Annotated in this window: 14 protein-coding genes; 5 read left to right on the top strand and 9 right to left on the bottom strand. The window is 39.2% G+C overall.

Annotation, left to right across the window (positions count from 1 at the left end; all coding sequences use genetic code 11):
* Window positions 1-1,569: 1,569 nt before the first annotated feature.
* The 5 genes from FNW02_RS11690 to FNW02_RS11670 form a co-directional block, all read right to left on the bottom strand.
* Complete coding sequence (locus tag FNW02_RS11690; protein WP_191757716.1) at window positions 1,570-1,872, bottom strand: hypothetical protein; 303 nt, start codon at window positions 1,870-1,872, stop codon at window positions 1,570-1,572.
* Between the two features lie 379 nt (window positions 1,873-2,251).
* Window positions 2,252-2,572: a DUF6464 family protein gene (locus FNW02_RS11685; RefSeq protein WP_191757715.1), complete on the bottom strand. Its 321-nt coding sequence runs from the start codon at window positions 2,570-2,572 to the stop codon at window positions 2,252-2,254.
* 236 nt (window positions 2,573-2,808) lie between these two features.
* Entirely contained in the window at window positions 2,809-3,291 is a 483-nt protein-coding gene (locus tag FNW02_RS11680) for a hypothetical protein (protein WP_191757714.1), read from the bottom strand.
* A gap of 295 nt (window positions 3,292-3,586) precedes the next feature.
* On the bottom strand, window positions 3,587-4,168 hold the full coding sequence (locus FNW02_RS11675; RefSeq protein ID WP_191757783.1) for a hypothetical protein: 582 nt from the start codon (window positions 4,166-4,168) through the stop codon (window positions 3,587-3,589).
* Window positions 4,169-4,364: 196 nt separating this feature from the next.
* Window positions 4,365-5,714 carry a helix-hairpin-helix domain-containing protein gene (locus FNW02_RS11670; protein WP_191757713.1) on the bottom strand — a complete coding sequence of 450 codons (1,350 nt, stop codon included), beginning with the start codon at window positions 5,712-5,714 and terminating at the stop codon, window positions 4,365-4,367.
* Between the two features lie 350 nt (window positions 5,715-6,064).
* Between FNW02_RS11670 and gatA the strand changes: the two genes are divergently transcribed.
* Window positions 6,065-7,525 (top strand): Asp-tRNA(Asn)/Glu-tRNA(Gln) amidotransferase subunit GatA, encoded by a 1,461-nt coding sequence (gene gatA, locus FNW02_RS11665; RefSeq protein WP_191757712.1) that lies wholly within the window; start codon window positions 6,065-6,067, stop codon window positions 7,523-7,525.
* A gap of 121 nt (window positions 7,526-7,646) precedes the next feature.
* Here the strand turns inward: gatA and FNW02_RS11660 are convergent, their stop codons facing one another.
* Window positions 7,647-8,129, bottom strand: a complete 483-nt coding sequence (locus tag FNW02_RS11660; protein ID WP_191757711.1) for a helix-turn-helix domain-containing protein — start codon at window positions 8,127-8,129, stop codon at window positions 7,647-7,649.
* A 227-nt stretch (window positions 8,130-8,356) separates the two neighbouring features.
* Here FNW02_RS11660 and FNW02_RS11655 point away from each other — a divergent pair, with 227 nt between their 5' ends.
* Together FNW02_RS11655 and FNW02_RS11650 are read left to right on the top strand one after the other, a co-directional pair.
* On the top strand, window positions 8,357-9,232 hold the full coding sequence (locus FNW02_RS11655; RefSeq protein ID WP_191757782.1) for an alpha/beta fold hydrolase: 876 nt from the start codon (window positions 8,357-8,359) through the stop codon (window positions 9,230-9,232).
* 217 nt (window positions 9,233-9,449) lie between these two features.
* Window positions 9,450-10,073 carry a PadR family transcriptional regulator gene (locus FNW02_RS11650; protein WP_191757710.1) on the top strand — a complete coding sequence of 208 codons (624 nt, stop codon included), beginning with the start codon at window positions 9,450-9,452 and terminating at the stop codon, window positions 10,071-10,073.
* An 8-nt stretch (window positions 10,074-10,081) separates the two neighbouring features.
* Here the strand turns inward: FNW02_RS11650 and FNW02_RS11645 are convergent, their stop codons facing one another.
* The 3 genes from FNW02_RS11645 to FNW02_RS11635 form a co-directional block, all read right to left on the bottom strand.
* Entirely contained in the window at window positions 10,082-10,768 is a 687-nt protein-coding gene (locus FNW02_RS11645) for an HAD family hydrolase (RefSeq protein WP_191757709.1), read from the bottom strand.
* Between the two features lie 152 nt (window positions 10,769-10,920).
* Entirely contained in the window at window positions 10,921-11,712 is a 792-nt protein-coding gene (locus FNW02_RS11640; RefSeq protein ID WP_191757708.1) for a MinD/ParA family ATP-binding protein, read from the bottom strand.
* A 174-nt stretch (window positions 11,713-11,886) separates the two neighbouring features.
* On the bottom strand, window positions 11,887-12,951 hold the full coding sequence (locus FNW02_RS11635) for a Tll0287-like domain-containing protein (protein ID WP_191757707.1): 1,065 nt from the start codon (window positions 12,949-12,951) through the stop codon (window positions 11,887-11,889).
* A 434-nt stretch (window positions 12,952-13,385) separates the two neighbouring features.
* Between FNW02_RS11635 and FNW02_RS11630 the strand changes: the two genes are divergently transcribed.
* Both FNW02_RS11630 and FNW02_RS11625 read left to right on the top strand, forming a co-directional pair.
* A complete protein-coding gene (locus FNW02_RS11630) occupies window positions 13,386-13,601 on the top strand; it encodes a CTB family bacteriocin (RefSeq protein WP_191757706.1) in 216 nt (71 codons plus the stop codon).
* A 61-nt stretch (window positions 13,602-13,662) separates the two neighbouring features.
* The gene (locus tag FNW02_RS11625; protein ID WP_191757705.1) at window positions 13,663-13,887 is read left to right on the top strand and encodes a CTB family bacteriocin; all 225 of its coding nucleotides are present in this window, start codon (window positions 13,663-13,665) and stop codon (window positions 13,885-13,887) included.
* Window positions 13,888-14,126 lie beyond the last annotated feature (239 nt).

The following is a 14,126-nucleotide window of genomic DNA, read 5'->3' as shown; positions in this document are numbered from 1 at the left end:
GGTGGGATGAGCTTAATTAAGAATTTGCAGAATTCAGATTAGCTAGCTTGCATTGGCTATCAGGAGTTACAAGGTTGAACACGCCAATTTTGCGGCTAATTCAGAAATTCCTAGTTATTAAGGGATCAGGTAGATTTTTGAGCCGAAATTTTGTAAGTAGCGGCTGGAGTATAGTCAAGTCCCTCAAACAAGCTTTGTAGCTTACTAAAGCTTGTTTTCTTACAGCTTGATTATCAGCAAGAGTAAGTGTCATAATTGTAACCAGTTTTGTTAATGGAAAAACGCAGAAGCATGAAGCTGTCGCATCTAAATCGTGAAGTCCTCATAGGCCGAGATTTCAGATATAGATGCACAGTAAGTTAGCCTACAAAGGTTAACTCTGTAGTCATCTAATACAAAACTAAAGCTGGGATTTTCCCCTTGGCATTTTGGGAGTCAAGGGGAGAGACTCCCGGTTTAATTCATAAGTTAGTTTCTACTCTCTGGTATTTTGGGAATCTAGAGTGTAGATCTAAGTTTGCTGAAATGGCATTTAGTTAATTTTTGAAACAAATCCTCTATTTTAAAGAAACATCGCAGTCATATCATCTAATAGCAATACCATGTCACTCTTGAAAGAACGCAGACTTTGGGGGACTGAGGTCAGGCACAAGTGTGACACCAGATAAATGAACCGACTAGCCGTAAAAGGGAATCTTTGAAAGAGAAAACTGCAAAGTCAGTGTTGCTTAAACACTGTTTTATTACTTGCTATAAGTATCTTGTAAAATTAGAGACAGTTTGTCAAGGCTTTATCCTTTTATTATCAATAACTTATATTAACTTCACTAAAACTTTAATTTGTGTACTGTATCAAGCACTCACTTTATGCTTAATATATCGATCCATTCTTTCCCTGATCTTTCACTGGGATGTGCAAAAAAAAATTTGTCGAACAGAGGCGATCGCTAGCTAATTCGTACTACCGTTTTACCTTCAGTGTTGCTGATAATTAAGAGAAAGCAACAGATCCAGCCAAGAATCTTGCTTTCTCTAATTATTAAGACTTAAGGGTGATCAAAACCATCCAAAAATCTATACCCTTAGATAGATGCATCGCCTATTTCAAATACACACTTGACAAAGTGCAGTTTTCTTAAATAGGCATGAATGCCTTGATACAGAAGGTTTAGCTGGGTTGACTTTTCTTCTGTTCTTTAATAAATACGGTTTTTCAATACCTAGTTGGTTTACTAAAATCCTAGCTTCAACTTCCTATTTTTCAAGACTCAAAATCTCATATAAAATCTCATATAAATGTGTGCGAATTATGCATTGCTATAAAATGGCAAATATACATTAGTAATTTACAAGCATTAAAATTCGATTTTTTTAGATAGAATACTAATTCGACACGTTGCTTTGAATAGCCTTGTCTAGGATAGCGAGTTTAGCAAAGGTGAGACTGGATTCAGTCAAGTGATTATTCTCTAGACTTGCTACTAATAAAGAGCTTTTGGACTTTTGCAAGAGTTACAATTTTGATTTGCTTCAGTTTTGTGCATGTTTCTCAAATCCAGTCAGCAGCGTTCATCTATTTATAGGAGTTTTTGTATTCCATACTTGCTCAAATTCTGTTTTGGTAATTTCAAACTCTTGTATATCGTCTTCACCTATGCGTTGGTCGCACAACATGCCGTAATTATCAGAAAAATGGCTGCCATCATAAGATAATACGTTTCCGTTTTCGTAAACCTCTATTTGTCTGATTGCATGTAAATTATGACCAATTTCCATAAAATAGGTGCTAGTACCCCAAGTATCAAACTCGCCTTCAAAAGATTCATCCCAGACCCATTTGCAATATTTCTTTGCTTTTTGTAATAAAGGCATAATTTATTTACTCCTTTGAGAAATTGTTGTTCTCAAGCCAATACTTATAGGATAAGCACTCTTCACCGTCCTTGTGATTTGGTAAAAGGGTATCAAACATGCACCTCTTTCCCCTTTAACCAAGAAGTATTGGTTCTTAAGCTACTTTGCAAGAATATAGATTTCGTAAGTTTAGACGAGCGTACTTTAAAAATTAAATATAGAAAAGTGCTCTTACTAGGCAGCACACTACCAGAAGTTGAAGCCTACAAATCTAATTTTAACGCGTTTAGATTTGCTTCCCATACTTTTCTGGGAAGAGGTAAGGATTAAAGGAGAAAAGCAAAACCATATTAATTTACCTCCCCTTTTTTAAACGTTGAGTAAGCAAAGTTTAAGATTAAGCCCTCTTTTCACTACCAACTAATTCTTTGGGTTCATAGTGACGGCAACCATTACACGGCCCGTCGGGGTTGACAGCACAACGGATATAGCCAGATCGAGCATTAAATTTACAGCTGATGTCACCAATCAGATAACCCACCCCTTCCAGATAGTAGCGATCGCCTTCAATAGGTCTGTGCCGTACCTGCACCACTGGGAAATTCATGGCTGCTTGCCTCATGCGTACGCGTGTCCGCAAACGGGTTTTACGAATTACCCATAAGGAGAACAGGGAAGGTAAAAAACCAACGGCAATTACCAAAAGTGTCCTAAACACCTTCTTTTTACCTCTTTTGTGCGCTGATTGATTGTCCTTGATGTTGCATGGTACTTTACAGGAGTGCAAATCTTAGGGCAATTCCACTTTTTTGCTACCACAGTAGTTGCAAATGGCAGCAGTGTAGCATATGGGAATTCTAAACAAGAAATACCTTCTGCTACTTCAATCAGCATAACTGTTACAACCCAAGGGATGAGCTATTATCGAATATTGATAATTTTAAGATTTGTTGATTAGTATCCTTTTGAGTCAGCGCCTTGTGTCAGCCTCAGTCCCACCTTGTTTTTTCTGTGTTGCTGTGATGCTAATCTTTTTTTTGTTTGCTGACGGAGTTGGTGTGCTAGCAGTCCTGCTTCCCTTTCTGCTCGGAACAGATCAACTTTTCGCATCGTAAGGATAAATGATTCGTCAGGCTTTTGTTTTACACAGGGGACACCAACCACGAAATACTGACAGATATTGTTGCATAGCTCCTCTCTCACTAATGGGTGTTGAGTCTTGAATGTGCTAGCTATTGTCTTCAATTCCAATATTGCCCCTTCTAACTCCTTTGCCATTTGGTTGATACGTTCAGTTTGTGCTACTAGACGCTCCCAGTCACTAATAATCTTTTCTTGTTGAGGTTGTAGTGGCACTATAGCAGTAGTCACAGTTGCAGGCTGTAACAGGGATTTAAGCGAGATGAGATTTTTATAGTTATCTTGGATTTTTTTCATAGTTCCTCTTGCAAGGCTACTTAACTTGTAAGGCATTTTAGCAGCAAAATAGTATTTTTGTACTATAGAAGAGGTTTTTGTCTGAAAAACCTGGCCTTGGTCGAGGTTCAAAGTGATTTAGCGATCGCCTATTCGCCTACGAAAACAGATAATGGATAAATGAGTTTTCCTTATAGATAATATTTACTAGTGTAAAATAAAACTTTTATTTATAAAATTCTAGGTATTATTTTGGAGCTAAACAACAAGATTCCCGACTTCTCAAAGAAGTCGGGAATCTTGTTGTTAATTACAATTAGCGATTAGTTGGATTAATAAGTTTACTCATTTCATAAACTGTATCACTTTTGTTGTAATTTTTACGCCATTGTTCAAGATGATTTATCGATATTGATTTAGTTACGACATTTACACCATTTCCACGCCAAGCTATTTCTGAATCTGTTGTAAAAACCCCACATTCTAGTTGTTCAAGCCTCATATTCCAATATTGGCTAAATCGGCCTTTTAAAGTAATAACTTGTTCAAATACCTTGTTTCTATGCTTATTTCTTCTTTTTCTTTCCGTTGCTCCTGTTGCTTCTGTATCAATAAATTTAGTTTCAATTAAAAACAGACTACCTTTAAATGTGAGATATACAAAATCACATTTACCTAAATCTGTATAATCAGCAATTGGAGATTTTTCAAATAACAGCAGTTCAGCACATGAAGGAAATAAATCTTTCATGTTTAAAAATAAATAAGCTTGTAATAAAAGTTCCTTATCATAAGGAAACACGATTACCCCCTCAAAGAATTTTTTAATGTCTTCCTGAGTTTGGGGTTGAATTTTTCTACAATACGAAACAAATTTATTTAGCTCATTTACGGTCATCAAGTTTTGGCTCCTTCCCCAGTCGCCGTCCATACGGTCATAGCATAAAAATATACTGCAATCTACCGGAAACCATCATCCGCAGAAGTAACTAAAAAAACTTTTGTTTTCCTAAATACTAAGGTTATCTACTGTTGACAGTTAAGTAAAACTGATATCAAGCTACTTGTATTACTAGTACTTTTATTCCCTAGCCTCAACCACCAGTCAGCAGTTTTACATGAGCAGGAAATCTAGCGTTTTGTAAAGCTTGAACGGTTATTCTGGAATCTTGTACACAAAATTGCCAACCCAAGCGAACAAGTTTACGGGAATTTTCAGTTTGTACAATTCCTATGACTGGCATTTTTGCCTTTTCTTTATCTCCTGACTGTTCTTGCAGAATAGTTTTCAAACGATGTAATTCTTCGATATTACCTGCTTGCTGAGGATTGAGTTCCACCATCACCATTTGTACTGTTTCTACTGGTTCTGCATCTTCAACAATAAATTGAGTTTGGTCATCTCGTCGGTCTACTTTACCCCAAATAATTAATCTAGTATCTACTTGGAGTAGTAAACTAATACGTTCATAAGTTTTAGGAAAGACTACAGCTTCCGATTGTGTAGTTAAATCTTCTATTTGCAAAATTGCCATTGAATCACCTTTTTTGGTAACTACTTTTTTCACCCCATTCAACATAACAACGGCACAAAGCTTTGTTTCTTCTCTTTGTTCGCCAAGTTGTGAAAGGTTAATTGGAGTTAACAAAGGTGCTATTTGACTCAAGGCTTTTAACGGATGGTCTGATACATAAAAGCCCAATAGTTCTTTTTCTTTTCGCAGTTTTTCCTGTGGGGGAAAATCTACTATAGGTTTCGCTTTAGGAGCAGTTTCAAAAGCATTATTAGCTTTTTTATTTTGACTAGAAGAAAATCCGCCTAATAAATCAAAGAGATTTCCCTGACCGCTAGCTCTATCTTTGGCACGTGATTGTGCCCAGTCATATACTAGTTCTAGGTCTTGGATTAACTGCTGGCGGTTTGATTCAATTTTGTCAAAAGCTCCACAGTAAATCAAAGACTCTAATGTACGGCGATTAACAGCACGTAGATCTACACGATCGCAAAAATCAGCCAGAGATTTAAACTCCCCTGTCGTATTCCTCGCTTCCAAAATACAGGCGATCGCATTTTGACCAACATTACGTACCGCTGAAAATCCAAATAAAATCTTTTTTGCTGTTGGCGTAAAATCTACACCAGAGCGATTAATATCTGGCGGTTCTATCTGAATACCCATATTGGTACAATTAGTGATATATCTCTGCACCTTATCGGTATCACCACTGTTAGCTGTCAACAGTGCCGCCATATATTCCAACGGGTAATTAGCTTTTAAATATGCTGTTTGGTAAGTGACATATCCATAAGCAGTCGAATGGGATTTATTAAAACAATTAGCAGCTATTAACCCATTTTTGATAACAAAATTATGATCATGCTCAACTCCAATATCATAAACATTTTGTTTACTAATATAGCTACGTGTGACTATTTTAACCATGTTTTTCTACTTCCAAAACAAATTCTCTAAAGTTTATTAATTGATAAAATTATCAGGCTTGTAGACAGAGTAATGTCCATAATACAAAACTTTATGACAATCAAATACTGCTATACTCTTACACAAAAAGAGCCACATTTTCTCAAATTTTGGTAAATTAATGAATATGCGGTTAACAGACAGCTATTTGCTGACTTCAAAGCCTATTTAATATATATAAATTAGGTTATTTATCAACTTAATCAACATGTATAGCATAGCAACCTAGACCATTTGGGCGACTAACCCAACTGAGCAGAAATCGTCAATATGTACTAAAATCAAGGACTTGAGTCACAAAGAGAGCAATCATGGCATCCATCCGCGAGTTGCACGAACAGCTAATTAAAAAAGAACGTTCTGCCGTCGAAATTACCCAAGAAGCTTTAGACAGGATTCAAGCATTAGAGCCAAAATTGCACAGTTTCTTACATGTGACAGCGCAACAGGCGTTAGAGCAGGCTAGTGCTGTGGATGCCAAAATCGCCGCAGGAGAAGAAATTGGCATACTTGCAGGGATTCCTGTTGGCATTAAGGACAACATGTGTACTAAGGGAATTCCCACCACCTGCGCCTCTCAGATTTTGAAAAACTTTGTGCCGCCTTATGAATCAACCGTAACGCAAAAATTGCTTGACTCTGGGGCTGTGATGGTGGGTAAAACCAATTTAGATGAGTTTGCAATGGGTGGTTCCACAGAAAACTCTGCTTACCATATCACAGCTAATCCTTGGGATTTGTCGCGGGTTCCTGGTGGTTCTTCTGGGGGTTCAGCAGCAGCCGTAGCAGCAGATGAGTGCGTTGTTTCCATCGGTTCTGATACTGGCGGTTCAATTCGACAACCTGCATCTTTTTGCGGTGTAGTCGGGATGAAACCAACCTACGGACTAGTTTCTCGCTACGGCTTGGTGGCGTTTGCTTCATCTTTAGATCAAATTGGCCCATTTGGACGCTCAGTAGAAGATAGCGCAATATTATTGAGTGCGATCGCAGGTCATGATCCCAAAGACTCCACTAGCCTCAAAGTTCCAATTCCCGATTACGCTGCTGGCTTAAAACCAGACCTCAGAGCCAGAGGACGCTTAAGAATTGGTGTCATCAAAGAAACTTTTGGCGAAGGTCTAGACTCTGTTGTCGAACAAACTGTTACTAAAGCGATCGATCAATTACAAAGCTTAGGCGCGGAAATTCATATAATTTCCTGCCCCAGATTTCGCTATGGCGTACCTAGCTACTACATCATCGCCCCATCTGAAGCATCAGCAAACCTAGCTCGTTACGACGGTGTTAAGTATGGTTATCGCGCTCCTGACGTAGACAATCTACTGTCAATGTACACTCGTACCCGTTCCACTGGTTTTGGTGAAGAAGTCAAACGCCGAATTATGATTGGCACTTATGCCCTTTCTGCTGGCTATTATGATGCCTACTACCTGAAAGCGCAAAAAGTTCGCACTTTAATTAAGCAAGACTTTGAAAAAGCTTTTGAACAAGTTGATGTGCTAGCCTGTCCTACTGTTCCGACAACAGCTTTTAAAGCAGGAGAAAAAAATACTGATCCCTTGAGTATGTATTTACTGGACTTGATGACGATTCCCGCGAATCTAGCTGGTTTACCTGGTTTAAGCGTGCCATGCGGTTTTGATGACAACGGATTACCAATTGGATTACAGCTAATTGGTAAAGTGCTGCGAGAAGACCAACTGTTTCAAGTGGCTTATGCTTATGAGCAATCCACTACTTGGCATCTGCGTCAGCCGCAGATATCGTAAACTACTCATGGTTGCCTACAATCAAAGCTTGTAGGGTGAGCATTATATAATGCCCACCCTAATTTCAACGATGGTTGCTTCTCTACGAGAGACTTCTCCAACGCCAAGGCTGTTTCTGTCATTAGCGTAGCGTTAGCGACGTAGGAACATCTGGAGAACTGCTAAATCTAGTGGGTGACTTTTGCTTCTGAGCTAGGGATTCACCTATAAATTGTGGATTAACTGTATAAAAGAGTCCAATAGATGCAGCTACTAATAATATGATATAGATACCAAAAATTGGTATGTGTATAACTGTTTTTTTGTCTGATTTCTTACTATCATGATTGGAATCTTGACGGAAAACTTTGGTTATAAGAGTGTGTGTTAAAGCATTCCCATCTAACCCTAAAGCATCTCCGTAGCGACGGATAAATCCTTGCACAAAAACAAGCTCAGGCAATTCTTCAAATCGTTCTTCTTCTAAAGCTAGCAAAAGAGCAGGGCGAATAAGTATTTGAGCTGCTATTTCTTCTATCTTTATAGATTTTTCTTGTCTTATTTGTCGTAATTGTCTACTTATTTCCTTTAGCTGCTCTAATTGAGTCTCATTTAAGAGCGTCACAATCTTCTCCTGATATCAGTTAATCTTTACTATTAAAGTGTGAAGTTACTTAGATATGCATACGTAAATTTACTAGTTAATTGAATTTCTACCAAATTTTTTTTGATAATCAGTTTAATGCTGATTTGAAAACATCAAAGCCACCTAGGCAAGTGTAAAAATTGTATTTATATATACCTTAAAAATAAAAAATTAAGTTCCTGATCATCAACAAGCTGCTACTTCTAATACAAGTATTGTCCAGGCTGTTACTTTGGGTAGGGGTAGTTGCAGTAATCGCCTACTGTACTATCTGTCTATTTCTGTTTGTTCAGCAACCTCGCTTCATCTTCTTTCCCTATGCTGTCATTGAAAAGACACCAGAGCTGTTTAATCTCCCTTACACAGAGGTTTGGTTGCCTGTAACAGTTACAACTGGCAAAGTAGAGCATATTCACGGTTGGTGGATTACAGCTAAACAACCCAATACCAAGGTGCTATTATACTTGCACGGGAATGGTGTAAATATTGGCGCAAACATAGCTCATGCAAACCGATTTCATCAACTGGGGTTTTCGGTGTTGCTGATTGATTATCGGGGTTATGGTCGTAGCGAGGGGAGCTTTCCCAATGAAATGCGGGTTTACCAAGATGCAGCCACCGCTTGGAATTATTTGGTACAGCAACAAGAGATTTCACCCAACCAAATTTTTATTTATGGACATTCGCTGGGTGGTGCAGTAGCTATTGATTTGGCTCTCAAACACTCAGAGGCCGCTGGGTTGATTGTGGAAAGCTCTTTTACCTCCATCCGCGACTTAATAGCTTATCAAAACCTGTTTTGGATGTTTCCCGTCGATTTAATCTTGACGCAGCGGTTTGAATCTATTAAAAAATTGCCAAAACTGAAAATGCCAGTTTTATTCATTCATGGCACTGAAGATTTAACTGTACCTTCTTTCATGAGCCAAAAACTTTATGCTGCTGCTCCTGAACCGAAAAAACTATTTTTAGTTCCAGGCGCAGATCACAACGATACAGCAGTAGTTGCCGGCTGGCAATATTTGCAATGGATAGAGTCTTTCGTTGCACAAGTGCAAGCTCACAGCTATTTCAAGCCTTAACATCACATCAGCTTGGCTTTTTGCCAGAAGTCTATTGTGACATCGCGATCGCCTTACTTGATAATTCGAGCAAAGGCCGTTTTTCCACCGTAGCATGGCTGTTGCCTACTATGAGTTGCATTCTCAAGTCACAAATCTTCATCAAACTTCTATTCCGATATATCGCGATGTATTCCGATATATCGTATAGTGAAGAAAGTTGATTTGAGATTCACTTATGTTTAGACACTTTCGCTCTGGCTTTCCTGCACCTGCATGGGCAGGAGTCAGTGAAGAGGATTCATGGCTCAGTTATTGGTTTCAGCATGGCAAGCATCATGACAGACATCATGGGAAACACTTTGGTGACGAAACATTTGGTCGTGGCTGGGGAGATGAATCCCGGACTCGTCGAGGTGACATCAAGTTCATTCTGCTGGAATTGTTATCCGAGCACCCTAGTCATGGTTACGACCTAATTAAAGAAATGGAAACTCGTTATGGTGGTTTCCGTCGCCTCAGTCCTGGCTCAGTGTATCCAACACTCCAAATGCTGGAGGAAGGTGGCTATTTGAGAAGCGCACAGGAAGGAGGCAAACGGATTTACACAATTACAGATGAGGGTAGACAACTCTTGGCAGAGCGTACCCAAAAAGAAACTACAGACTCTTCTTGGGAAACCTTCAAAACTTTTATGGCAGGTAAGCCCCAAGAGTTGATTGAGTTGCGAAAAGTGGCAACAGAATTAGCTGGTATTATGGTGCAGGTTGCTCGCAGTGGCAATGTAGACCGAATAAATCGGGTACGTGGGCTTTTAGAGCAAGTTAAACGGGAAATTTACGCGATTCTTGCTGAGAAATAAGTGTAACCTTACAAATTAGAAGCGATCGCCCTCAAATCTTCCTCAATTAGAGAGCTTAGCAATGTCCACAATTGCAAATCAGTAAAATCTGGAATTACCATAAATGCACCGACTTCTTGTAAGACTTGTGGATCGTGGGTAGAGGCAATGCCAATAGTGCGGATACCCGCGCCAACCGCAGCACGGATGCCAGAAGGAGAGTCTTCTAAAGCGATCGCCTCCTCTGCTTCAATTCCCAACTTGTTCAGAGCAGCTTGATAAGGTGCAGGGTCGGGTTTACCTGCTATGCAATCGTCCGCTAAAACAACTGTATCGAAAGCTTCTTGTATTCCTAATACCTTTAGCATAAATTCTGCATTTAATCTAGGTGCATTCGTAACTAATGCACGTTTTAGTTGATGTGCATCTGTCCATGCTAGTAATTCAGAAAATCCACTCAGTGGTTTCAGATGTGGGGCGAGTTTGCGAAAAAGCGCCTCTTTTTCATCTGCAAATATTTGTCCTTCTGCTGGTGACAATTGTGGCAAGATATCTTTGACAATTTCTGGATTTAGCCGACCACTAATCCGGGATTTATAGAATGTTTCATCAATTTCTAGGCTGTAACTCAACAGCATTTCCCGCCAAGCTTGGTAGTGTATGGGATCAGTATTGACAATAGTGCCGTCTAGGTCAAAGAGAATTGCAGCCAGCATAGGTTTTTCGGTTAATTATGAAAAAATGTAAACTTATCTTTATTTATTTTCCTACATTCCGCAGGTTTGTTAGGTAGGAAAATCAATAACCTCTGTAGAGACGTTGCAGTGCAACGTCTCTACTACTATGGTGGAATGGGTTAGAGCCATTTTTATACAACCAATTTTGCTCCAGAACCCGTAATTTGTTTGACAATATCATTAATTTTTTGAGTCCAAGGATGATCTGGATAGCGCAAACAAAAAACGCCACTGCTTCCTAAATTAAACATCTCTTCACAAACAGGAAGTACTCCAGCTACAGGAGTTTGGTAGGTATTCTCCACTCGTTGCCGTAACTCTTTGAAATCTAAAGATGGCAGCGCTTTGTTGATTACTAGCAGCATCTTAGGGACTTCTAACTTACGAGCAACATCGACCGCCACTGCTGTCCCTTGGTAATCTTGTTTATCTGGACGGAGAATCAGCACAAGGACATCAGAGAGAATAATTGATAACAAAGTTTCTTCGTTAATACCGGGGTGAGTGTCGATCAACAGATAGTCCAGTTTTAAACGACGAACTAGATTACGCAAACCATCGTTAAGCAGGCGTGCATCATATCCCTCGCGTAAGATTCGAGAAATATCACTCATCCTAATACTGGAAGGAATTAGATGAATACTCCCCTGCCTACCAAAAAATGTTTGTTTTTGTTTCAAAATGGCGCTAACGTCATAGACTGCTTCTTCTATGGCACAACGACCCCACAGATAATCGTTCAGGGTGTAGCGGATTCGATCTTCTTCAAGACCAAACAGGACGTGAATTCCTGGCGATTGGATATCTGTATCAACAACCCCAACTCGCCGTCCAGAGCGAGCGATGAGAGTAGCGAGATTACTTGTAACATTTGATTTACCAGTTCCGCCACGGAATGAGTGAATAGAAATAATTTCAGGCATGATAATCCTTAATTGTGAATGGGGGATGGGGGATGGGAGATGGGAGATAGGAGATGGGGGATGGGGGATGGAGGATAGGAGGAGTATTAGTTGTTTCATAAGCTTTTTAGCCTTTTTCAACTGAATAGTTATTTCCAATTAAACTGAGGAAAAAAGCTTATCTGTGCAAAAACATTATTCATTTGCCGCGTTTCGTTTGTTTCTCATTGCTTTTGCCTCCTCTTGCAATTTTTGGAACGTTGTTGATTCGGCAATTTCCGCAACTTGACGCGCACGTTTGGCATCGTCAACTTCGATACGTAATGTGTGCAACTGTTGTCTAAGTTTTTGTTCGCGGGCATAAATTTCATGTACCATGCGTTGAAAAACTCGTCCCAATTGTCCTAATTCATCATTGCGCTTCACAATTGATGTTAGCTTTTGGCGATCAAATTCTTCTGCTTCTTCAACACTAATCTCATCCATACTGATTTTCTGAGCGAGTTGCGCCATTGGTTTGAGCGGTTGTAGCACATTTCGTCTTAGTAAATAATTAATTAGCAAAATTACTAAAGCAAATATGCCAATAAATAATCCCATAAATGAAACAGAAGCACGATTGGCATCATCAAACACTTTGCTAGCAGGAACATAAATAATTTGAGTGCCTATAATGTCATTGAGTTTCCATCCAAAACCATTTTCTGAGCCATAACTTACGATGTGGCTTTTTGGAGCAGCTTCAGGGGTGCTATGGCAACGTAGACATGTCTGATTTTTAATAGAAAATGGACGAGCGCTATAAAATAACTTCTCGTCAAAAGAGTCACGAAAACCGGATACATTTTTCAGATCTGGTTGATTGCGAAACTGTTCGATGAGCTGCGTTTCAAATATATCTGCTTTATCTCGCAAGTTAGTTGGATTAAGGTTGGCATCTTTGTAAAAGAAGTCTTTATATTCTTCATTTTTGCGAAGATTCTCAAATACTTCTCTCACCGCATAGCTGGGAATGCTTTCAGGGACAAACGTAGATTGAGTCTCCACCATAGGTATCAGGAGTGGGCTGATATGCATGTTTGTGAAGTTTCTCACTGAGTTCATCATTTCTGCAAGAATTTGGCTTCGATAACCAATTTCGGCTTCCGCTTTTTGCTCCAGTGCATGAGATAAAGCAAAACCACTAACTGCGATCGCACCGATGAACACCAACGATAGAAGTAAGGTAAATTTGGTTGCTAATTTGAATTTATTCAACATTGCTGTTTCCGTTTTATATACAACATTGTTAGAGATTTATAGGTAATTATTCATTGGATTTAATTTTTTGAATGATCAGCGTAGAATGCTGTTATTTATGACGACTAAATCTAATCTGCATTCATGCTTACAAATCTAGTCATACAGCGATATGCTGTTGAATTCCAGATTTCAAAGCAAATTCATGACTTTTGTTGTAACAAGCTGCGTCAGCCTATAACGAAAGTCCTATGCATTGCTCAACACGATGGAGCGAAAGTTGTACGGCATCTACTTACTTAGCTTAGGCAAAATCTTAGACGTTTTTCAGATGCGGAGAACTGAGTTGAATTCGTATTCTTAAGACATGAAGCGAGGAAAGCGCTGAGCAACCAACTAGCAAATCGCGCTCTGTGCTTAACACATCACACATTACAAATTAAGGAGAAAACATCATGTCTGACAACATTAAGCCCGTAGAACTATCTACTGAAGAACTTGACACCGTTGCTGGTGGTTTAATCGACGTTACCCAAATTGCTGCTGTCAGAACTAATTTTGAGGTAGTTGATTCCAATGCCGTTGCTGGTAAAGGTTTCGCAGCTACAGGCGGTTTCGCTATTAATGATGAGAGCGATTCAATTGCTGCCAGACGCGACTTCGTTAGTTAGTAGTTAATTCAACTCTAATCCATTATCACTTAACCAAATTACAAATTAAGGAGAAAATATCATGTCTGAAATCAACAAGTCCGAACAAGCTCAAGAACTATCTACTGAAGAACTCGACACCGTTGCTGGTGGTTTAATCGACGTTACCCAAATTGCTGCTGTCAGAACTAATTTTGAGGTAGTTGGTTCCGATGCCGTTGCTGGTAAAGGTTTAGCTGGTACGAGTGGTCTGGCTATTAATGATGAAACTGATTCAATTGCTGCCAGACGTGACTTCGTTAGTTAGTAGTTAATTCAACTCTAATCCATTATCACTTAACCAAATTACAAATTAAGGAGAAAATATCATGTCTGAAATCAACAAGTCCGAACAAGCTCAAGAACTATCTACTGAAGACCTCGACACCGTTGCTGGTGGTTTAATCGACGTTACCCAAATTGCTGCTGTCAGAACTAATTTTGAGGTAGTTGGTTCCGATGCCGTTGCTGGTAAAGGTTTAGCTGGTACGAGTGGTCTGGCTATTA

The sequence above is a fragment of the Komarekiella delphini-convector SJRDD-AB1 genome (genome assembly GCF_014831675.1).
Classification (GTDB): Bacteria; Cyanobacteriota; Cyanobacteriia; order Cyanobacteriales; family Nostocaceae; genus Komarekiella.
Note: the sequence above shows the minus strand (reverse complement) of the source record. Positions and strands in the feature narration are given on the sequence as shown.